Consider the following 21,555-nt stretch of genomic DNA (forward strand, 5'->3'; position numbering starts at 1 on the left):
TGAGGAGTAAATCTAGTACCACTCAACGCACTTAATTCATTAGATGCTAAACACGGTAGTATGTAACTCTATGATTTTGATATTGTATGTGAAATACAAGCTGGATCACGGAATGGATAAAAATAGCGATTCGAAACAATAATCAATTGAATTAATGCAGTTAACTTATTCATGATAGGAATATCAACTTGAGCCAATGAAACACTAGATGCTTCATTAGCTCAAGAGTTTAACTACATAATTTGACCTAACCTAAAGTTAGAATAACGCCAACAATGGCAGCGCTCATCAAGTTAGCTAATACACCTGCAGCAATAGCACGGAAGCCATAAGTTGAAATGAACTTTTTACGTTCTGGGATCAAACTACCTAGACCACCAATTAACATTGCCATACTTGAAATATTAGCAAAACCACACAAAGCAAAAGTAATAATAGCTTGAGAATGTGCCGACAGTTGATCTTGAACGGACATCAGCTGAATGAATGCAACGAATTCATTTACAACAATTTTATTACCGATTAATGAACCAGCAATGACCGCTTCTTCCCATGGGATACCAATTAACCACGCAACTGGAGCAAATACATAACCAAGTATTATTTCAAAGCTAAGCGCAACACCTACCAAGTCACCCAAATGACCTAACATGCCATTAAGTAGCGCAATGACACCCACAAATGCTAACAAGGTTACCCCAACAGCGAAAGCCACTTTTGCTCCCGACAAGGCGCCATCAGCAATAGCTTCAACAATATTATTTGCTTTTGGAAGGTTAACTTCTGTCTCTTCTTGTGGATTAGTAACCACGTCATCATCTGACGGCGGTACAAGGATTTTTGCCATCAGTAGACCCGCAGGCGCAGACATGAATGCCGCAGCAATGAGGTAATTAAGATCAACTCCTACAGAAGCATAAGCAACCAAAGTACCACCAGCAACCGAAGCTAAACCACAGGTCATAACAGCAAAAAACTGTGAATCACTCATGCGACCAAGGTAAGGTTTTACAACTAGCGGTGCTTCAATCATACCAACAAAAATATTGGCCGTTGCAGATAGAGACTCAGCTTTTCCTGTACCAAGCAATCTGCTTAGTCCACCACCAATAAACTGAATCACTCTAGGCATGATACCTAAGTGATAAAGTGCTGAGATAAGCGCTGAGAAAAAGATAATAATACCCAGTACATTGATTGCAAAAATGAACCCAGCACTGCCTGTGGCTAAATCACCAAACAGAAATTTTACGCCTTCTTGGCCATAATCAATCACACCACTGACAACTTGCGATATTGAGTAAAGTGCTTGTTGCCCTGTCGGAATATAAAGCACCAAAAGTGCAAATGATATTTGTATTAACAGAGCCAGTGACACTGTCCTTAAAGGGATATTTTTTCGGTTAGTTGATAATAAATAAGCAGCAAGTAGAATTGCTACCATACCTAGTATTGAAGTCATATTAAAAGCCTGAAGTAAACAAGGCCGCGCAGTGTATACTCAATGAAAATCTATTCAACCATAGGATGTAACCAAATTGTTAGATGTGAAGTTAGGTTTTTATATAGTAGCAATAAATCAAATGGTTACATCTTGAAACGTCGGGACTGTTTCCCCTGAGAAAAGATACTTATCTCAAGCGTATGCAAATATGGGTTACAACAAATCAATATGCTGATTTAAATGATTGTCCCAATGAGGTGGATAACCGATTTTATTTTTAATAAAGTCGATAATTGCACGTGTTTTGAAGGGTAAATGTTCCCGTTTGGGGTATACAGCATAAAAAGGCATCTGTTGGCCTAGGTTCCAATTTGGTATTAACTGAACCAATTTACCATTTATAAATTCATCTCGTAATAAATAGGTTGCAAGATAACCTATACCCCAACCATTGATTACCGCATCCCTAACCGCTTCAGCAAGATCAACTTTATAATTACCCTTAACAGGAATAGTTAATGCTTCAGCGTCTTTATAAAACAACCAATCATTAAACACTCGTTCACGGCTTTGATAAGTAATGCAATTATGTCTGAGTAAATCCTTGGGAGACAGCGGTGAGGTATGTTTAATCAAATAATCAGGTGATGCAGCCAATACAAACCGACTATCAGCGATTCGCTGAGCAACATAACCTTGGGGCAAGTTTTCTACATTGGTGATCCAAAGATCAATATTATCTTTGAGCATATCTACTCGATAATCAACGAGTGAAATTTCAACTTCCAATTTGGGGTAAGCATGCTTTAGCTGTTCAATCAAGGGAATAATATGCATGGTCCCAAAAGACTGCGCCAGCGCAATACGTACAACACCTGCCACCTCAGAGTGTAGCATTTCCAATTCATTATCGAGATTATCAATTAAATTTGTAATTTTAGAAGCTTGCTCTAGCAATAGGAAGCCAGCTTCAGTAACACTTAATTGACGACTAGTCCGGTGTATGAGTTGTACTTCTAAATCATCTTCTAATTTTGCTAGCTGTTTACTGACATGAGAAACCGAACAATGTAATGTTTTAGCCGCCTTACTAAAGGAGCCTTGAGTATAAATTGCATGAAGTATAATTAGCTGTTGTGCTTTTTCTAGCATACGTATTCTCGTGTTTACATGAGTTCACTTCTTAGATAGCTAATTGGTTAACCTAGGAAATCAACACAGAATTAACACGCCACCCAACTTTAAAAGAATTAACATAACTCCTTTTATCATATGTTGCTAGACTGAATATCATTTCCTAAATGGTCAGTTTGAAGCATATAACTATAAGTATAAGTATATGGACTAAAGCTACAAAATGCCTCCGTGGCTAGATTAATAACAGCCAAAAACTTAATACGAATCAAATAAGAAAATAGGCTTCGAAGTTAAAAACTATTTGACCTAGCCACACAACCAGCGCTGACAGTCTGCTTAAATTGCTTGTTGAACAAAGCAGATCTGCGGCAGAAAAGATAGAAGCTCACCTTTATTCTCCAATCCAAAATACTTACTCGACTATGCCTACCTTGGCAGCTATATAGGAATATTACGATGAACACACACGAGCAACTACTCCTTATTTGTTATGTACCGTGTGCACTTGACACAACCAAACAAAATAAATATGAACCCTATAATCACATACGTTACTGAAAAGTATAACGGTACAAACCTAGGTAATACAGTAAGCAACATAATGGATAAAGCTAAAAGAGCAACAAATGATATTTGAATAATTCCAGTTAAAGATACATCAGGATATGATCTGACTATGAGGTAGCTACAAGGGATTGCAGATAAGAATATATGCAATGCAAACTCTATTGCCCACAATGATCAAATACTTAATATTTTAATAAAATCCGATTGTTTATTACTTTCGAGAATTGATTGAGTCCAAGACATAGGGAATTCAAAACCAAACTGGTAAATAAATGAAATAACCCCGAGCCAAATCACTGCGTAACTTAACCCTAATAGAATTTTATGTTTAACCAAAATAGTTACCCAATCCATGAAAAGTACATAGACATAATGACTCCCCACTAAAGATGCTTATCTCCAATTAATCGTGGGTTAGCTGAAAGCCAGAGCCATAATTGTTTTGTTAAAGAAACTAAATCGGAGATCAGCATAAATAAACATAACATACTTTTTATTGGCCTAGATACTCATAAAGAATTTGTTGAAGTGGACTACATTGAAGACCAACGTGGTGCCCAAGCTATTCATTCTGGACGAGTTTCAAGTGCTAGAGCCGTTTTATAAAAGCAGTTAACTTGTGTTAGTTGCTTTTTTCTTACTTTTTGCAGTTAGACTTAATAAAGTACTCTGCATAAGCGTTAATCGTGTTTCATGCTTTTGGATTCCCATCGAGTGACTCTGTTTCTGCCTTGGTATTTTGATTGATATAACGCCATGTCTGCACGTTCAATTAAGGTTAGGTTGCATTCAACATCAACGCTAAATGAGGCTACACCGAAGCTACAAGTGACTGTAATTGATTCAAATTGACTACTTTCAATGTCTTGTCGCATTTGCTCTGCAATTTGTTCTGCTTCTTCCTCGCTTGAGTCGGGTAATAAGATACAGAACTCTTCCCCCCCGAACCTCGCCACCGTATCCGCTTCACTGGCGTTATTCATCAACACTTTTGCGACGCCTTGTAACACTTTGTCGCCAGAGGTATGGCCGTAGGTATCGTTGATGGTCTTAAAGGAGTCTATATCCGCCAGTAGCACAGAGTATTGTATGGGCGTCTTTGACTGCTCGAAGCTTTCGTTAAAGCGCTGGTATAATATACGACGATTATAGCAGTTGGTTAACGGGTCTCTCGACGCTAAGTAATCGAGTTCTCTGTTTATTGCACGGGTATTCTTGTATCGATAGAGGATATAAAAAATCAGGATGACAAAAACCGATAGTGTCGTGATGAGTAAAAATATGGAAAAACGTTTCTTTTTTATCTCTAATTCAGTAATTTTTTGCGACTGAAGCATGAGCGCAATTTGAGTTTGTTGTTGGTCTAATTTAAGAGCACTTAACTCTGCATCTTCACGCAAAGCATCTAATTCAGTTTCTAGCTTGTAAGATGCCAAAATGACTTGGTTTTTTGTGAAATCAAATGCCTCTCGTTCTTTTTGGATAATTTGTGATAATTGATATTTTTCCTCTGAGTACAGCAGAGATTTTGTTAAGTTTCCTTTGATTTTTTCTGCTTCTTTTAACCAATGGTAGGTCATCAATATATTTTCTTTATCATCAACCTCAGAAGACAGTAGCAATGCTTGTTCCAAAAATGAAATCGCTTTCTCGACATCTTTTTCGAGCACAGCTTTGCCTAAGTAATTAAGGGATTGGACTTGAAATTCAGCTTGCTTGTATTCAATTGCTAATGCGAGAGATTGCTTAAAATAACCTGTCGCTATGGCGGCCTTTTCTTGTTTTAGGTAATTGGTTCCTAGCAAAAAATGGATGCGGATTGTTTTTGAATAACTGTTCATTGATTGATAGAGCTGCAATGCTGTCGTTAGCATATTAATAGATTTTGCTAAGTCATTTTGATAATAATGAATAACCCCTAATTCACGAAATGCCGCTGCGCGCGTTTCAGGTTTCACTTTATCTATTGGCAAAGCAATAGTTTGAGAGTAAAAAGATTTTGCATTATTTAACTGATCTAACTTGGTATAGATTAGGCCGATTTGATTGTCTACTTCAGCTAAGTGGCGTAAATCATTTTCTTGCTCATAAATATGCTTTGCTTGTTGAATATAATCTAAAGATTTCTCGTAATGGCCTATGTTGCGATAAATAATACCTGAAGCCAGTGCGACTTGTGCATAACGCGATGTTGATGGACTGATCGAAGACAGGATGTTTAAACTTCGGCGGGCATGATCAAGTGCTCTGATATAGTTTCTCTGCTTATTTTCAGCCATTGCAATATTTTTTAAGGCAATGGCTACCGCTAGAGCATCCTCTCTACCCTGCTGAATAACTAGTGATTTTTGATAATTAGCAATAGATTCGGGGATATCTTTTAGGTGCTTATAACACTGCGCAATTTCATGATATATGACTGCTAATTGTTTTTTTGAGTCATCGTCGTTGCCAGTAATCAACGGGATAACTTTTTCGAACTGCACAACGGCGTTATTAAACTTTTTCTGTTTATAGTTAAGCTTTCCCGCTGTGGTATAGATATCGACTAACACGCTTGTGTTTTTCGAGCTAAAATCATCTGTAAGCAACTGATTAATAATAACTTCAGCAGCATGGTAATCTTTTTTGGATATCAGTGATTTTACCTTGCTTAGCGCATTGTTAATTTGCTCACTCAGGGGGACTGTGGCTTCTGATGACAATTCTGTTTCGTTGCTTTTCGCTTGAATGTTAGATGCAATCATAGTGAGTGCCAGCGCCACAATCAGAATACTTAAGATCATCCGGTTGGTATTGATATTGGTATTGATATCAAACATATAAGAGTATCTAAAATAAAGTGAACGTAGCACTGATTGTAGTCCTTTTCACTTAAATATAATATTCACTTCATCGTTTTTTTGTAGCGTTTAGATTTTTATGAAAAATAAGAAAATATCATAACCCCCGTTTATCCTATGTTGCCTGATTGAATATCATTTTCTAAGCGTGCAGTGACAAGCTTATCTCTATAAATATATGGTTAATCTACTAAAGATTTATCGTGGCAATATGTGTTCTCGCCCTCAACTAGGTGCATCTGTCACTATGATGGATATCTTTGTCGGTGTCCTATTCATGAAACATCTTTTAGGGAACAATTAAGAAAGCGCTGCTAATCAGTAAACTACCGAAACAAGTAAATCACACTTTTCGGCATACCTTTACAACGCAATAATGACAAAAGGCAGCGGATATTCAACTAGTGCAGGAATTGCTAGGCATTGAGATTTAAAAAACACTAAGCTTTAAACTCATGATATTGGCCGTCATTTCAGACATACCTTAAGCTCTGTAGACAGGTAATTATTCAGACAGCTAGTGTTTTAAAAAAAGATAGTGTTTTTAAAAGATAGTGTTTTAGACAGATAATAATTTGACTCAGTTAAACGCTGTAAAAAAGACGCTACCATTAACTTACTTAATGTAAGCGTCTTAATCAGCGAGTATAGATTCGTGTCACTTAATTAGTCTACGACTCCAATACAGTCTTTAATCGTTTCTGCACCACACCCACTAATAAATCAGGTTGAAACTTAGAGATAAACTCATCACAACCGACCTTTTCGACCATAGCATGGTTAAAGCTGCCGCTAAGTGATGTGTTTAGCGTGATAAATAAGGATGACATCCGCTTATCGGCGCGTATCTCAGAGGTGAGTTTATAGCCATCCATCTCTGGCATTTCAGCATCCGTTATCATCATTAATAACTCAGTTGATACGTCTTTACCTTCATCTGCCCAGCGCTGTAGTAATTGTAGCGCTTGTAATCCATCCGAGGCTTCAATAATCTCAATGCCCAGCTGACTTAGGGTATCTCTAACCTGCTTTCTTGCGGTTGAAGAGTCATCCACAATCAGTATTTTCTTGCCTGGCATTTGGGATGCAAGTTGTTCATCTAACACACCTTCTGAAAGGGTAATGTCATAGTCAATAATTTCGGCAAGTACCTTTTCCACATCAATAATAGAGACTAAACGTTCGACATCATTATCCTGCAACTTGGTAATTGCTGTTAAGTAATTATTAGGGCCTGCTGACTTTGGTGGCGGCATAATGTCGCTCCAAGTCATATTAACAATGTGCTCGACTTTACCGACTAAAAAACCCTGCACGCTGCGGTTATATTCTGTGATAATTAAATTACAATCATCAGACACAGGCATTGGGCTAAACCCAATCGCCCCTCTAAGATTGATCACTGGAATCGACAGTCCGCGAATATTGGCCACACCACTTATATTGGATTTGCTACCGGGAATCGCACTTAACGCGGGTAACTTAACCACTTCTTTTACTTTAAAAACATTAATCGCAAATAATTGAGTTGCATTTATTTTGAACAGTAGTAATTCCAACCGGTTTTCGCCCACTAATTGGGTGCGTTGATCTACAGTATCAAGAACTTTCTTCATTATGGTGTCTCAGTTAACTCAACATCGATTTGGTTAAATTATAATTGATTTAGATAAAAAAACTGTAAAGTTCATCGTAATAAAACAGTCTCGTTCCAAAATTATTTCTATTTAGTGTAAATTTACAACAATCATAATTTTATTAAGATCTTATCGGCACGAAACGCCGTATCATTAGCTATAAATCAACAAGCCGCAGTCAAGGCTTTGAATCATCAGAAAAACATCCCTATAAAGGAAATAAGATGCGCAAAAAAACAGTAAAAATAATCGCTTCTACTTTATTACTTTTATCTACCAGCGCCTGCACTATGCTTGACACCAAAGTGGCTGTTATTGATGACTTTAATCTAGATAATTATCTTGGTACTTGGCATGAAATTGCCAGGTTAGACCATTCGTTTGAAAGAGGCTTAAGCCAAGTTACCGCAACCTACTCTTTAGAAGGCGACAAAGTTGTGGTCATCAATAAAGGGGTTTCTGAACAAAAATCTCGCTGGAAAGAAGCTGAAGGTAAAGCTTACTTTATGGAATCGAATGATATCGCCCGTTTAAAAGTGTCCTTTTTTGGCCCTTTCTATGGCGCTTATCAAGTGCATGATATTACGACTGATGAGCAAGGAAATTACCAAGCCTCACTCGTTATTGGGCCCAATAATGAATATGCCTGGATTTTAGCCCGTAGCACCAGTATTTCTGCCGAAGTAAAGCAACGCTTTGTTGAAAAAATGAATACTTTAGGTATTAAAGAACAAGAATTAATTTGGGTTAAGCAAAACGAGCAATAAATAGTGATCATCACGTGGGACAAGGTCGTATACATACCTGATTTAACAATAAACCTTGTTTCTCACATTGAGTCAATCATCATATTAGGTGCAGTTATGATTTTACCCTTGTTTCCACTGTCAATTTGTCTACTGCCACAAGGCTTTACGCAACTAAGAATTTTTGAGCCTCGCTACAAGCGTTTGGTCACCGAATCTTTAAAGTCTGGTGAAGGATTTGGCTTATGTATGCTCAACAGTAGCAACGAATTGATGCCCATTGGCACTTGGGTACACATCATTGACTTTGAAACATTAGATGATGGCTTGCTAGGGATCAGCATTGAAGGTCGACAACGTTTTAAAGTCAATCAGTTTGACGTTGAAACTGATGGCCTTAAGCGCGGTGATGTTACTTTACTCCCTGATTGGCCAAGCAGTGATTTAATCCCTAATCAGCAATTCCTGAGTGAGTCACTGCTGCAAATTCTTGAGCAATACCCGACTCACTTGTCTCATTATAACAAAGACGACTTTGAAAACATTTCTTGGGTTTGTCAGCGTTGGTTAGAGATTATGCCGATTACGGCTGAAGAAAAGTATCAATGCATCAATAGCCATAACCATGAAATGACCCAAGAGTTGATTACAAGCATCATTAAGTAATGATGCTTGGTTTATTCATCATGCCATGAATACGACATTGACTCATTACCTCACTCCCCTTTTTTCACCCTCCAAAACCCGATTAAGCTCATATCAAAACAAATTCAACAAAGTTTAATAAATTTATGATCTTTTCTATTCTGGTTTGCGTATCAATATTCAAGTCGCATGTTCACCGTTTTAATCAACTCAAAAGAAAAGTGAACATCTGTATTTTTCGAAGTTTATTTATAAGACTTCATTTGTAGACGCGAGTGAAAATAAATGGAAAATTTTCAATCACAAACGCCACAAAATCGTTATGATAAAGGTATGTTATCTAAAAATAATAGTGCCATGACCACAAACGATTCTAGTGACAACGAAGCGCAGTACCTTGCAGAACTTATGATGCAAGTCGCTAATGATCGCAGCAAAGCTGCGTTTGCAAAATTGTTTGCACACTTTTCTCCTAAGATCCGTGCATTCGGTATGCAGAGGTTAAGTCAACAAGGTCTAGCAATGGACTTGGTTCAAGAAACCATGACTCGTGTGTGGACCAAAGCACATCTATACAATGCAGACAAAGCAGCCGTAAGTACCTGGGTGTTTACTGTAATGAGAAATCAGTGCTTTGATATGCTGCGTAAAGTGCAAAATAACCGTGAAGATGCTTATGGTGATGACATTTGGCCTTTATTCGAATCAGATGAAAGCGATGAAACAGATAACGACTTTAAACTTTCAGCGACATTACTCAAACACGTTGATGACTTGCCACCACTTCAAAAACAAGTGGTACAAGGGATCTATATGCAAGAGCTGACTCAACAAGAGCTTGCAGACAAACTTAAAGTGCCCATTGGTACGGTAAAATCAAGATTAAGACTCGGTTTAGAAAAGTTAAAAGGCTTCATGGAGAAACATTATGATTAAGTATCACCCCAATCAGGACTTGTTATCACTCCATGCAAAAGGCGAGCTTCCTTTATCTCTTTCAATTGCTGTTTCAGCCCACTGTGAACTTTGTGCTGAATGTACTGAAAAAGTCACTGCACTAACATTAGCGGCGTCTGATGAAAATTTTGTGATGTCACAGGTATCAACTGATAACACTCAAATGAACGCGGCATTAGATGCAGATCTTGAAGCATTGCTAGCTGATATGATGTCAGACGATAGCGTACTTGATAACGCTCCAGCAGCGACTATAAGTGCTTCAGAAAACATAAGCGCTTCGGCAAATATCAGTACCAATGTTAAAGGGCAGGATTACACCTTACCCCGCGCATTCAGGCAGCAATTGGTTAATCACTGGCAAGGTATTGGCAAAGTCAGTCGTTTACGCTTAGACACTGGTGAAAATCAAGCTCGTGCTAGTTTGCTACACATAGCTGAAAATGGCGAGATACCACAACACAGCCATAAAGGTGAAGAGTTAACCTTGTTGTTAGCTGGCGAGTTTAGTGATGAATACAACACTTACACTGCAGGCGATTTCATTTTACTTAATGGTGAACATGAACACAGCCCTAAAACAGTAGATGGTTGTTTATGTTATACCGTTGTAGATGCACCTTTGTATTTCACCAAAGGCATTAGCAAGTTGCTCAACCCTATCGGTGAGTTGATTTACTAAAGCGAGATAGAACCAGTAATTTTCTTAAATGAATTAAGCACTGTGAGTTATTTACACCAAATCATTTACAGTAAAAAGCACAGCGATAGTTATCGACAAATATAGTGTTTGGTAACTATTGCTGTTGTTTTACATTTTTCGGTGAATTTATCCTCGAAAAAACACTGATTAGTTCACCTTTTAGTCTGAAACTGTTCTATTTTGAAAAAAATGTATTGCTATATAAAAAATATACGCATATTATCCGTTATGTTATTAAGTTAACTTGTATTTATTTGTTTACCCTTCTGTTAGTCATATAACTGCACCAGTAAACCCACACTACAAGTCATTTTGCAAAGTTCAACATTGTCGATAATTGTCATTAGTTTGTCATATGGCTATGTTCAACTATTCAAAGCAAGTATGTTGGCGATTAAAAAAATTAATCAATTTAAGCCTACTTGTAAGTGTAATGAACACAATTAACTTAAGCAGACAAAACTAAACCAATACACAAAGAAACTTACGCAACACAACTGCTTAAGGATATTTATTGTTATTACTTACTCACCATTAGGTGAAATTTTAAACAAGGAGTGTGGCACATGTCATACAACATTAATGGTCACGAAATTACAGTTAACTTCCCTGTAAACTCAATATCATCAAACAAAAACTCAATAGCTTTTACTGACAGCCAAGGTAAAACTAAAACAACTTTTTCAAAGCGCACTGAAGCGTTAAAATTTATGAAATGGTTGATTACGGCTAACAAGTAACACTTTCTATAACGCTTGCGTTATTCATTTGCTCAGTTACTCAATAAACATCGCTTCTCGGTATTTCCTCTCACACATTACCGGACGTTTATTAGAACTGAGCAATATGAAAAGAACCTGCTCTTAAATCACTTCACTACTTACAAAATCACTAACCTGTTCTCAGTATCACTTACCTAGTTTGTCAATTTCCATTTTACGCGCTATATCCCAGTAAAATATAAATAACGATAAATACAAAACCTAAACAGACTTACTTCCTCGTCAGCCTTATTTGAGTGTTACTTTGCCTGATACTTGCGATGGTACCTGGCTAACATGCTTGGATTACCTAACACGCCACCTTGATGCAAATACATTAGCGGCGCAGTGTTATCTATATTATCCACGGTACTTGATTGCGTTAAAAAATGTTCAAGCATAATAAAACCCACTGGATCGTATAGCAGCTCAAATTCAATGCCACTTGCACACACGCGCTGCCACATCTCATAACACTCACGTTTTAACTTTCCAAAGTGATATTTATTGCCATTAGAGATAATACGTGGGTGATGAAGCGCATTTTCGCTTAACTGATTGAACTGCAACCTTAGGTAATCATCACCACCAACGCAGCTGCAAGTCAGTACATTCACTTCTGGTAAAGCTTCATGCTCAAGTCGCTTTATCTTAAAGAAGCGTTGTAAGAATAATGCTGTGGTGCCAGTGCCTGATGGTAAAAATAGGTTTAGGGTTGAATAGTGTTTTTCATGCATCCAGTCGAGAATTTGTTGACCTAGTTGTTCAAGGCCAATAGCGGCATACTCACAGCGACCGCCCTCTGGAATATACAATTCATTATCTAACGCTGAATTGGCAAGCTCTGTCACATAGCTATCAAGGCTTTCAGTGACATGCTCAGGCTTTTCGATGATATTGGCACCATTATCAAGTGCCGCCAAATAATTACCTTGTGGGTTTTGCTGTAAGTAATTGGCGATATGGTCAACATAATAATCCAACTGCCAGCCGCGCATTTTTGCCAACACAGCAAGCGAATGCAAAGAGTTGGCTTGCGCAGAACCATAACCCACCAGCTTAGTGATTTCAGGACATTCTTTTTCAAGAAAATACTGAAACTTGCGGGCTTTGTTGCCACTAAAGTCTGGATGGATCAGGTCGTCACGTTTAACAAATATTTCTCGCTGCGCAAATGTCATGGTCTCGACGGGCGTGGGCGCAAACATAATGATTCACTTATTCAATGATTAAAAACCTTAATGACTATTTTACCTAAAAATTAGTGAGAACCGCTATCTCGAACTTATCCTAGAACGTATTCAATAACATTCCATGAACCTTGTTGGATATATTTGTTTGATAAGGTCAAGCTGCGTAAATGAATAAAACCAATATAAAACAGAAACTAAGATGACTCCTACTTTAAAATATAAGCAATGAAAAATTATTGGCACATTTCTAGCTAAGTAAAAATAAGACTTAGAAAAAAGACTTAATAATTTTATTCATTCGAAACTAAGGGATTATCAATGTCAGTGTTGAGATTAATATTTAATATTGCGTGGTTCATCATGGGCGGGTTTGTAATGGGACTTGCGTGGTGGTTAGCAGGGCTATTATGTTTTATCAGTATTGTTGGTATTCCTTTTGGACGTGCTTGCTTTGTGATTGGCGAAATGGCTTTTTGGCCTTTTGGACAAGAAAATGTCAATCGCAAACATTTATCAGGAATTGAAGACTTTGGTACGGGCCCATTAGGTATGGTCGGTAATGTTATTTGGTTCTTATTCTGTGGTATTTGGTTAGCTATTGGTCACCTTACCCATGCACTGGCTTGTTTTGTGACTATTATCGGTATTCCGTTTGCGATACAACATGTCAAATTAGCACTATTAAGCCTCACGCCTATCGGCCAAACAATTGTAGCTAAAGAGAGTTACTAATCTAGCTAAAAAGAGTGACTAACTGAAACAACACAATGCGGATAGCATCAAGCGTATAGATAGGGCCTGTTGATCTTTCGAGGTTGTTTTTGCAGCGAATTGTTGGTCATTTGTACAAGGCAGAGACTTTGTGGTGTAGTTCTTCATAAAAAGCTTATTCTACATAAAAAGTCGATAACGCAGTAAAAAGGATCAACAGGCCCTAGACACTTACCAAAAAGGAACTCAATTGAGTTCCTTTTTGGTATCCACTTTTATAACTGATATTAATAATAGGAATCGCAATATTAAGACCTTTACTCAAGGGACAATATGTAATCAAACTCTTGCTGAGTGACAGGTTGTACACTAAGTCTTGCTCCCTTGCTGACTAATACCATTTTAGCCAGATTAGGATCTGCTTTTAATTCAGCCAGCGTAATGATGCGTTTAAATTTTGATTTAAAGGTTAAATCTACTGCTACCCAGCGTGGATTATCAATGGAAGATTTAGCATCAAAGTAGGCTGAAGTTTGATCAAAAGCACTTTGGTCAATATAAGGCTCTGATGATACTGTTGCTAAACCCACTATGCCTGGCACTTTACAGCTTGAATGATAAAAAAAGACTGTATCGCCGAGCTTTACTTTATCCCGTAAAAAATTACGAGCTTGATAGTTTCTGATCCCATCCCAAGTTTCTGTTTTATTTTTGCATTGCTGTAAATCATCAATACTGAACTCATCAGGTTCAGATTTCATTAACCAATAAGCCATATCTCGTTCCTATTTTTCTAGCTTTCATCAAACAAAGCGAATTCTTCTAAAATTAAATCTGTGAATAACTGCCCTGCTCTGCCTAATGGTCGCTCAAATGTCGACACTAACTGCGGGGTGAAACGAAAACGATGGCCACCAACAAAGTCAACAATCGCTAACTGAGTGCTGTCGAGCTCTTCAGCAATCAAATATTCAGGCATCCAACCGAAGCCTAATCCTTTCAGTAACGCATTCTTCTTCATGATAAACCCTGATAAATAAAACACTTTATCACCACCAAATTGTAACTCATCACGCTGTTTTGTCGGTGCAGAATCTTCGATGGTCAGTTCAACATGTTGCTGCAATTCAGATAAACTCACCGATGACATGGTGGCTAAAGGATGCTGCGCTGAACACACTAAAATACTGGTCACTGTGGGTAATTGTTTTGCAGAGAAATATGGCGCAGCAACATAATCTTTGACCAACATTAAATCAGCTTTATCACGCTCAAATCGATGCTGTACCCCGCCTAAGAACTCCATATTCAGCTGCACTTTAGTAGGAACATTATTCTCAGACATACGCTTAAGCGCCGTCATGATGGGCTCCATCGGTAAAGCGCCATCAATAACCAACTCAAGCTTTGGCTCCCAGCCTTCACTAAATCGGCTGGCCAAATGTTCAATATTCGATAAATGCTGCAGTAATCGCTGTCCTTCAGCCAAAATGACTTTGCCTTCAGGGGTTAACTCAGCACGGTATTGATCTCGATTAAATAATTGCACCCCTAAATGCTGCTCAAGCTTTTTAACTTGATAGCTTACCGCTGACTGTGCTTTGTGTAATCGCTCTGACGCTTTAGAAAAACTTCCTTCTTCAACAAGCACTTGCAGAACATTAAAGGCTTCTACATCAATTTTCATTTATTACCCTCTCGCAAGCTCTGTCCAATTGCTGTGACACTATTGTAAACAAATCAATACCATCTAAAAATTCGATTAAGTTACGTGGTTTATTATTCTTTTTTTTGTCCATTCTAGCAACTAAATTGATAACTAGATCACAAAGTGTTTAATTTTATTGCGCTAGAAAACACCAACAAAAACAGCGCCAGTATCAAATTAAATACCATTTAAAGAGTAAATTAGCTTAAGGAGTCAGTATGCCTGTATATGTTCAGCAAGGTCAGATACCTGCTAAACGTCATATCGCTTTCGAAAAAGAATCGGGCGAGTTATATCGTGAGGAATTATTTTCAACTCACGGTTTTTCTAATATTTACTCCAACAAATATCATCACAACATGCCAACTAAAGCACTGGCTGTTGCACCTTACTCAGTTGACCATGGTGAAACTTGGCAGGATTCATTAATCCAAAACTACAAGCTGGACTCACGCCAAGCTGATTGTGAAGGCAACTTTTTTAGTGCCCGTAATAAAATATTCTTTAATAGCGATGTCGCTATGTACACCGCAAAAGTCTCTGAAGATACCGCTGAGTTTTATCGTAATGCTTATGCAGACGAAATTGTCTTTATTCACAATGGTTCGGGTAAATTGCTCAGTGAGTATGGCGAACTTGAAGTTAAGCAATGGGACTATTTAATTATCCCACGCGGCACCACTTATCAGCTTAAGTTTGATGATTACGCCAACGTTCGCTTGTTTGTCATTGAGTCATTCTCAATGGTTGAAGTGCCTAAGCATTTTAGAAATGAATACGGACAAATGCTTGAGTCTGCCCCTTATTGCGAGCGCGACTTTAGAACACCTGTATTAGCTGAAGCCGTTGTTGAACAAGGTGAGTTTCCGCTAGTGAGTAAGTTTGGTGATAAATATCAAGTGACAACACTAGAGTGGCACCCATTTGATCTTGTTGGCTGGGACGGTTGTGTTTACCCGTGGGCATTTAACATCACCGAGTATGCTCCTAAGGTCGGCAAAATTCATTTACCGCCTTCTGACCATATCGTATTCACAGCTAACAACTTTGTAGTATGCAACTTTGTGCCACGTCTTTATGACTTCCACCCTCAATCTATTCCAGCGCCTTATTACCACAACAATATCGATAGTGACGAAGTCCTATATTACGTTGATGGCGATTTCATGAGCCGTACAGGGATTGAAGCCGGTTATATGACCCTGCATCAAAAAGGTGTGCCTCATGGGCCGCAACCAGGAAAAACCGAAGCATCAATCGGCAAAACAGAAACCTACGAATATGCGGTAATGGTAGATACCTTTGCACCACTTAAATTAACCGCTCATGTAAAAAGCTGCATGAGTGATGATTACAACCGTTCATGGATTGAATCATAACAACAAAATTTGATTCACCTGTACTCAATTTAAACGTCACCAAAGAGTGACGCTCAAAGCAAATAAAATTAAGGAAAACACAATGGCGAGCGAAACAAACCCACTTGGTCTTTTAGGCATTGAATTTACAGAATTTGCCAGCCCTGACACTGATTTTATGCATCAAGTGTTTATTGACTTCGGTTTTTCTATGCTTAAAAAAGCAAAAGCGAACGATATTGTTTATTACAAACAAAACGATATTAATTTCTTACTGAACAAATCTAAGCAAGGTTTCTCTGCTGATTTTGCTAAGTCTCATGGACCTGCAATTTGTTCTATGGGCTGGCGTGTTGAAGATGCTGAGTTTGCATTTAACGAAGCCGTTGCTCGCGGCGCAAAGCCTGCTGATGATGCAGCAAAAGACATGGCATACCCTGCAATTTACGGCATCGGTGACAGCTTAATTTATTTCATCGACGTATTCGGTGAAGCGCAAAATATCTACGTCAGTGATTTTGAAGACTTAGCAGAGCCAATGATTGTTGAAGAGAAAGGCTTTATGGAAGTCGATCACTTAACCAACAACGTTTACAAAGGCACCATGGAAAAATGGGCTAACTTTTATAAAGACATTTTTGCCTTTACTGAAGTGCGCTACTTTGACATCAGCGGCGCACAAACCGCATTGGTTTCTTATGCGCTTCGCTCTCCAGACGGCAGTTTCTGCATTCCAATCAATGAAGGTAAAGGCAACAATAACAACCAAATTGATGAATACTTAGGCGAGTATAACGGCCCAGGTGTACAACATTTAGCATTTAGAAGCCGCGATATCGTAGGTTCTTTAGATGCAATGGAAGGCACTGCAATTAAGACGCTAGATATTATTCCTGAATATTACGACACCATTTTCGATAAGTTGCCACAAGTGACTGAAGATCATGACCGTATTAAGCATCACCAAATCTTAGTCGATGGTGATGACGATGGTTACTTATTACAAATTTTCACTAAAAACTTATTTGGTCCTATTTTCATTGAAATTATTCAACGTAAGAATAACTTAGGATTTGGTGAAGGTAACTTCAAAGCGTTATTTGAGTCTATTGAACGTGACCAAATGAAACGTGGTGTGCTTTAACGAATAAGGCTAATTAAGCCTTAGTCTTGGTAAATAAAAAAGCCCGCTGTTAAAAACAGCGGGCTTTTTACGTTCTGAATTTATTCCACTTTTTTAAATTCAGGTCCCTTTTAAAAGGTGCTTCTTACAATAGGGTTTCTTAAAATTGCGTTTCTTAAAAAGGTGCTTATTAAAACGGAATATCGCAGTCTATTTCAAATCGAACCCCTGTCACTGGGTGAGTGAAGCTTAAATAACTAGCATGCAGTAACAGCCTTGATGCTAGGGTTTCTGATATTGCATTGCGATATAAATCACATCCCAGAATCGGGTGACCAATATGTTGACAGTGGATCCTTAATTGGTGTGTACGACCGGTAATCGGCGTGAATTTTACCCGCGTCACTGGCACTTTTTGCTCGGATTTTTCGGCATTAACATTGACGTTGATATTGGCATAGACATTAATACTGGCGCCAACATTAGCATTGGCGTTAACAAAGCTCTCCTCAATCACCTCAAACTCTGTTAGCGCTTGTTTACCTGTATTGCTGCAGATTTTCATATACGGAAAATTATCGACATCCTTCGCAATTGCGGCGTTAATCACACCCGCGCTTTTTAACTCATCTGATAAATGACCATGCAACACTGCGTGATAACATTTATTAATGGTTTTATCTTGAAACTGCTTGGTTAATAGGCCATTGATCGTTTTATTTAATGCCACCAGCATAATGCCAGAGGTGCCAAAATCGAGACGATGAACCAGTGTTGCCGTCGGGAAATTTTGCACTAAACGATAATGAACAGAGTCCTTATTAAGCGGGTTCTTACCCGATAAACTCAGTAAACCACTGGGTTTATTGATCAACAATAAATGCTCATCTTGATATAGGATGGAAATCTGTTCAGCGCATGGTGGGGCAATAAATTCTGTCATCACAGCCTTAGGTATTTATTAAGGCAAGAATGGTAATAAAAAGGTGGCAATTAAGCCACCTTTGTTGTGTTTACTCATGATAAATTTTTTCTAAATCAAAGCAGTCTTTTGCTTTAACTCTGATATAGATTTCAGATACTTAAAACTGCAATGACGCTGTATCTGTCGCATCTTCATTATCAGTCACGGTTAACTGTACCTCATTCGCTTGCCCTGCACGTTTAAGTACAATACGGCGATTCGACTGATGGCCATCATTAAACAACCATGATTGCGATGCAATTCGACCATCCTCATCGACACTTCGTGAAACAAATACCTCTAAAAACCACAAGTTTATGTACTGAATCACAGCTGTTGGAGCGGCATTTTCAGGAATATCAGTCACCTCGACTGTTTGCGTCAAACTATCTGACTCACCTTCTGCATCTGTTACCGTTAAGGTGACTTGGTAAACACCATTATTTGCAAACGCATGACTTGCAGACATCCCTGTGGCAGCACTTCCATCACCGAACTGCCATTGATGTGTTAACGCATCTTGAGTGTCATCAGTGGAAGTAGAAACAACCTCTAACTGCGCACCATTTATTGCCCATGTAAAGCTTGCGACAGGAACTTGATTTGCAGGAGTGAATTGTAACTCGACAACCATAGGGTCGTGATCTGAAGAGCGATAAGCATCCGCAGCATAGTAATTAACAAGCTGGGTATCTGATTTATATTCTTCGTTATAATCCAAAATGGATGGTTCATCAGCATTAATATGCCAATCAGTCACATTCAACACATTATCAAGTAATGCATCATTCACTAATGCATGGTCTAACTGACCAGCTTTACCTGAGTAAACATAAGAATAAGCATCCGAAATACCAAAGTGGTTAAACAACTCAGTAAAACCGTTATCTGTTAACGCTGTAACAGGGTCTTCTTTGGCGTAAGCATTTAAATCACCAATAATCAGTACTTTGGCTTGTTCACCATCAACATCATATTGCGTTGCCAGCCAAGGCATCATAGCTTGAGCAGCCCTAGTACGAGTGAGGTTACAGTTACCTTGACCATCACCGACATCAGGATCCCCTACGCTATTACAGTTACTGCCTTTAGATTTAAGGTGGTTTACTGCAACAACAAACTCATCCCCAGTAGCAACATCAGCAAATAACTGAGTCACCATTGGGCGGTTTTTACTGTCATCAAATAATGGCAAGTCTTGTTCATCTAAAGGTGAGTTACTCGTGTTTAGCACTTTGGCTTCACCTACAGGTGAAACGCGATTAACTTGGTAGATTAACCCTACGGCTATTTCATCTGTGCCCACAGTGGTGTCACTTGCAGCAATATAATCATAACGGTTGGCAACCGTTGCATCATTTAAAGCACTGACTAAGTTTGCAATAGCAGACAGGTCTGAATAGCCATCATTTTCGATTTCCATTAAACCAACGACATCAGCATTCATGGCAGCTAACGCATTTACAATCTTAGCTTGTTGACGTTCAAACTCACTGAAAGAATCTGCTCCCCGTGATGTTGGAAACCCGTTACCCTGTCCATCACCGTTAAAGTAATTTAGCACGTTAAAACTTGCCACAATGACATCGCCGGTTCCCACAAGCTCTGGTGTCGTTGTACGAGAGTTGCTAGCAATAACATTGACAGTGTGAGTTGGCATCACTCGATATTCATTAAAGCTGTAATGCAAAACCCCAGTGATAGATGAGATAGAATCACCTGCACGAAGACTGTTATAAGCAGATAATTGCGGCGCAGGATAAGGCACGACATCTGGGTTTTGAATGGTTGCGCCATCATCTAGGATGATGCGATCTAAGTCATATCTTGCTTCTAGTGCTAACGCATCAGCACCAGGATTTGCAACTTGTGTCCCTGTATAATGACGTTCGCTACCTAATTCTGCCTCACCATATCTACCTAAGTTGGCGACAGTATTCACCACTAAAGCTTGCTCAAAACCGATCAACATTCCCTCGTAAGCTTCAAGTGAAAGTGTGCTTTGTACGGGTAAACTTATTAAAGATACTTGAGGTAATACTTGCTGAGTATCACACACGATACTGCCACTAATATCAGCGAGTTCTGTGAGATTGTTATACTCTTTTACTGTCGCTTGTAATCTGACTCTATCGCCCATATTGACAGCGATTGGTTGTGAATCTGTATAAACAAATATGCCTTCAGAAGTGTTCGGGTCGGCATCAATCTCATTGTCAGCCATTTGTAAGTAAAAACCTTTTAGACCCGCTTGCATATCACTGGTGACTATACCTTCAACAACAACCGTCTCGCTTACTAATGGACTGATATCACTGCTACCTTGAATGGTATGAATTGCAGTAAATGAATCACCACAAATCAGCTCAACTGGCTCAGTTGGGTCAGTTGGGTCAGTTGGGTCAGTTGGGTCAGTTGGGTCAGTTGGGTCAGTCACGGAACCATTGAAGCTGCCAAGATCACTAAAGTCATCTTTTGCAAATCCAAACCAATTATCTAAAGAAACTGCATCATCAGGATTTATGTCAGCAATGATGCCATCGTGATTGCGTCTTAAAGTATTATCTTTCGTCGACAAATCACCTGAGCCCCACTCAGAGCCAGGATCTACTCCTACTTGACCCAGTGAGTCGACAATCGTTGTTTGATTAAAGAGTACAATGGCATCATCACCATTAAAAAAACTCGTTGTAGATAACTGTTGAGCTTTTGCTAGTATCTCAGAAGACGCATCATCATCTGCGACGACAAAAGTCGCACCCGCATCAACCTCACCAGTTAAACTAATAGTGCCGCCATTGTTACTATTACCATTGAAGAAGAACTGTAGTTGATAACCTGAAAGATCGACTGCTTCATTAGTGGGATTGTATAGTTCAATCGCCTTATTGTTGCTGCTTCCTTCAATGTATTCAGAGATGATTAAATCATCCGCATAGCTTTTGGCTGCTAAAGTCGCCATAGATACAGTAGATATGGATAAAGCTAATAACGAAAAATTGAACTTATTCAGTTTGCAAAACATGTGTAACCCCTAGATTTATTAATCTATCTTTAT

General features: G+C 38.6%; 17 protein-coding genes and 1 pseudogene. 9 read left to right on the forward strand and 9 right to left on the reverse strand.

Features of this window, described 5'->3' with window-relative positions:
• Positions 1-247: 247 nt before the first annotated feature.
• A complete protein-coding gene (locus LMH66_RS06805) occupies positions 248-1,462 on the reverse strand; it encodes a NupC/NupG family nucleoside CNT transporter (RefSeq protein ID WP_229369024.1) in 1,215 nt (404 codons plus the stop codon).
• A 195-nt stretch (positions 1,463-1,657) separates the two neighbouring features.
• Positions 1,658-2,596 (reverse strand): LysR family transcriptional regulator, encoded by a 939-nt coding sequence (locus LMH66_RS06810; protein ID WP_229369025.1) that lies wholly within the window; start codon positions 2,594-2,596, stop codon positions 1,658-1,660.
• A gap of 1,023 nt (positions 2,597-3,619) precedes the next feature.
• On the opposite strand from LMH66_RS06810, the pseudogene LMH66_RS06815 reads away from it, so the two are divergent.
• Positions 3,620-3,745, forward strand: a pseudogene (locus LMH66_RS06815) (IS110 family transposase); the annotation flags it as partial.
• An 83-nt stretch (positions 3,746-3,828) separates the two neighbouring features.
• Here LMH66_RS06815 and LMH66_RS06820 read toward each other — a convergent pair.
• Both LMH66_RS06820 and LMH66_RS06825 read right to left on the reverse strand, forming a co-directional pair.
• Positions 3,829-6,003, reverse strand: coding sequence for a diguanylate cyclase (locus LMH66_RS06820; RefSeq protein ID WP_229369026.1), 2,175 nt, complete (start codon positions 6,001-6,003; stop codon positions 3,829-3,831).
• A gap of 659 nt (positions 6,004-6,662) precedes the next feature.
• Positions 6,663-7,607: a chemotaxis protein CheV gene (locus LMH66_RS06825; RefSeq protein WP_102527944.1), complete on the reverse strand. Its 945-nt coding sequence runs from the start codon at positions 7,605-7,607 to the stop codon at positions 6,663-6,665.
• Between the two features lie 245 nt (positions 7,608-7,852).
• On the opposite strand from LMH66_RS06825, the gene LMH66_RS06830 reads away from it, so the two are divergent.
• From LMH66_RS06830 to LMH66_RS06850, 5 genes are all read left to right on the forward strand, one after another.
• Positions 7,853-8,395 carry a lipocalin family protein gene (locus LMH66_RS06830; RefSeq protein WP_229369027.1) on the forward strand — a complete coding sequence of 181 codons (543 nt, stop codon included), beginning with the start codon at positions 7,853-7,855 and terminating at the stop codon, positions 8,393-8,395.
• A 96-nt stretch (positions 8,396-8,491) separates the two neighbouring features.
• A complete protein-coding gene (locus tag LMH66_RS06835) occupies positions 8,492-9,040 on the forward strand; it encodes an LON peptidase substrate-binding domain-containing protein (protein WP_229369028.1) in 549 nt (182 codons plus the stop codon).
• Between the two features lie 264 nt (positions 9,041-9,304).
• Complete coding sequence (locus tag LMH66_RS06840) at positions 9,305-9,955, forward strand: sigma-70 family RNA polymerase sigma factor (protein WP_102527947.1); 651 nt, start codon at positions 9,305-9,307, stop codon at positions 9,953-9,955.
• Positions 9,948-10,658: a ChrR family anti-sigma-E factor gene (locus tag LMH66_RS06845; RefSeq protein ID WP_229369029.1), complete on the forward strand. Its 711-nt coding sequence runs from the start codon at positions 9,948-9,950 to the stop codon at positions 10,656-10,658. The genes LMH66_RS06840 and LMH66_RS06845 overlap by 8 nt, the downstream gene beginning before the upstream one ends.
• 587 nt (positions 10,659-11,245) lie before the next feature.
• Entirely contained in the window at positions 11,246-11,419 is a 174-nt protein-coding gene (locus LMH66_RS06850; RefSeq protein ID WP_102527949.1) for a hypothetical protein, read from the forward strand.
• A 281-nt stretch (positions 11,420-11,700) separates the two neighbouring features.
• Here LMH66_RS06850 and LMH66_RS06855 read toward each other — a convergent pair whose 3' ends face one another.
• On the reverse strand, positions 11,701-12,648 hold the full coding sequence (locus tag LMH66_RS06855) for a 1-aminocyclopropane-1-carboxylate deaminase/D-cysteine desulfhydrase (RefSeq protein ID WP_229369030.1): 948 nt from the start codon (positions 12,646-12,648) through the stop codon (positions 11,701-11,703).
• Positions 12,649-12,951: 303 nt separating this feature from the next.
• On the opposite strand from LMH66_RS06855, the gene LMH66_RS06860 reads away from it, so the two are divergent.
• Positions 12,952-13,365 carry a YccF domain-containing protein gene (locus LMH66_RS06860; protein ID WP_229369031.1) on the forward strand — a complete coding sequence of 138 codons (414 nt, stop codon included), beginning with the start codon at positions 12,952-12,954 and terminating at the stop codon, positions 13,363-13,365.
• A gap of 296 nt (positions 13,366-13,661) precedes the next feature.
• Here LMH66_RS06860 and LMH66_RS06865 read toward each other — a convergent pair whose 3' ends face one another.
• On the reverse strand, positions 13,662-14,120 hold the full coding sequence (locus LMH66_RS06865; protein ID WP_229369032.1) for an EVE domain-containing protein: 459 nt from the start codon (positions 14,118-14,120) through the stop codon (positions 13,662-13,664).
• A gap of 17 nt (positions 14,121-14,137) precedes the next feature.
• Positions 14,138-15,031, reverse strand: coding sequence for a LysR family transcriptional regulator (locus LMH66_RS06870; protein WP_229369033.1), 894 nt, complete (start codon positions 15,029-15,031; stop codon positions 14,138-14,140).
• A 239-nt stretch (positions 15,032-15,270) separates the two neighbouring features.
• Between LMH66_RS06870 and LMH66_RS06875 the strand changes: the two genes are divergently transcribed.
• Positions 15,271-16,431: a homogentisate 1,2-dioxygenase gene (locus LMH66_RS06875; RefSeq protein WP_229369034.1), complete on the forward strand. Its 1,161-nt coding sequence runs from the start codon at positions 15,271-15,273 to the stop codon at positions 16,429-16,431.
• 82 nt (positions 16,432-16,513) lie between these two features.
• Positions 16,514-17,554 (forward strand): 4-hydroxyphenylpyruvate dioxygenase, encoded by a 1,041-nt coding sequence (gene hppD / locus LMH66_RS06880; protein WP_229369035.1) that lies wholly within the window; start codon positions 16,514-16,516, stop codon positions 17,552-17,554.
• Positions 17,555-17,723: 169 nt separating this feature from the next.
• On the opposite strand, the gene LMH66_RS06885 is transcribed toward hppD, so the two are convergent.
• Both LMH66_RS06885 and LMH66_RS06890 read right to left on the reverse strand, forming a co-directional pair.
• A complete protein-coding gene (locus LMH66_RS06885; protein WP_229369036.1) occupies positions 17,724-18,476 on the reverse strand; it encodes an RluA family pseudouridine synthase in 753 nt (250 codons plus the stop codon).
• 139 nt (positions 18,477-18,615) lie between these two features.
• On the reverse strand, positions 18,616-21,522 hold the full coding sequence (locus LMH66_RS06890; protein ID WP_229369037.1) for an ExeM/NucH family extracellular endonuclease: 2,907 nt from the start codon (positions 21,520-21,522) through the stop codon (positions 18,616-18,618).
• Positions 21,523-21,555 lie beyond the last annotated feature (33 nt).

It is taken from the genome of Shewanella sp. 10N.7, from assembly GCF_020806285.1.
GTDB classification, from domain to species: domain Bacteria; phylum Pseudomonadota; class Gammaproteobacteria; order Enterobacterales; family Shewanellaceae; genus Shewanella; species Shewanella electrodiphila.

Excerpts from the sequence above, each read along its gene's own strand:
- LMH66_RS06885 (WP_229369036.1), bottom strand. The coding sequence starts at position 18,476 with ATGACAGAATTTATTGCCCCACCATGCGCTGAACAGATTTCCATCCTA.
- LMH66_RS06805 (WP_229369024.1), bottom strand. The coding sequence starts at position 1,462 with ATGACTTCAATACTAGGTATGGTAGCAATTCTACTTGCTGCTTATTTA.
- LMH66_RS06810 (WP_229369025.1), bottom strand. The coding sequence starts at position 2,596 with ATGCTAGAAAAAGCACAACAGCTAATTATACTTCATGCAATTTATACT.
- LMH66_RS06875 (WP_229369034.1), top strand. The coding sequence starts at position 15,271 with ATGCCTGTATATGTTCAGCAAGGTCAGATACCTGCTAAACGTCATATC.
- LMH66_RS06825 (WP_102527944.1), bottom strand. The coding sequence starts at position 7,607 with ATGAAGAAAGTTCTTGATACTGTAGATCAACGCACCCAATTAGTGGGC.
- LMH66_RS06865 (WP_229369032.1), bottom strand. The coding sequence starts at position 14,120 with ATGGCTTATTGGTTAATGAAATCTGAACCTGATGAGTTCAGTATTGAT.
- LMH66_RS06835 (WP_229369028.1), top strand. The coding sequence starts at position 8,492 with ATGATTTTACCCTTGTTTCCACTGTCAATTTGTCTACTGCCACAAGGC.
- LMH66_RS06830 (WP_229369027.1), top strand. The coding sequence starts at position 7,853 with ATGCGCAAAAAAACAGTAAAAATAATCGCTTCTACTTTATTACTTTTA.
- LMH66_RS06845 (WP_229369029.1), top strand. The coding sequence starts at position 9,948 with ATGATTAAGTATCACCCCAATCAGGACTTGTTATCACTCCATGCAAAA.
- LMH66_RS06890 (WP_229369037.1), bottom strand. The coding sequence starts at position 21,522 with ATGTTTTGCAAACTGAATAAGTTCAATTTTTCGTTATTAGCTTTATCC.
- LMH66_RS06855 (WP_229369030.1), bottom strand. The coding sequence starts at position 12,648 with ATGTTTGCGCCCACGCCCGTCGAGACCATGACATTTGCGCAGCGAGAA.
- hppD (WP_229369035.1), top strand. The coding sequence starts at position 16,514 with ATGGCGAGCGAAACAAACCCACTTGGTCTTTTAGGCATTGAATTTACA.
- LMH66_RS06850 (WP_102527949.1), top strand. The coding sequence starts at position 11,246 with ATGTCATACAACATTAATGGTCACGAAATTACAGTTAACTTCCCTGTA.
- LMH66_RS06860 (WP_229369031.1), top strand. The coding sequence starts at position 12,952 with ATGTCAGTGTTGAGATTAATATTTAATATTGCGTGGTTCATCATGGGC.
- LMH66_RS06870 (WP_229369033.1), bottom strand. The coding sequence starts at position 15,031 with ATGAAAATTGATGTAGAAGCCTTTAATGTTCTGCAAGTGCTTGTTGAA.
- LMH66_RS06840 (WP_102527947.1), top strand. The coding sequence starts at position 9,305 with ATGGAAAATTTTCAATCACAAACGCCACAAAATCGTTATGATAAAGGT.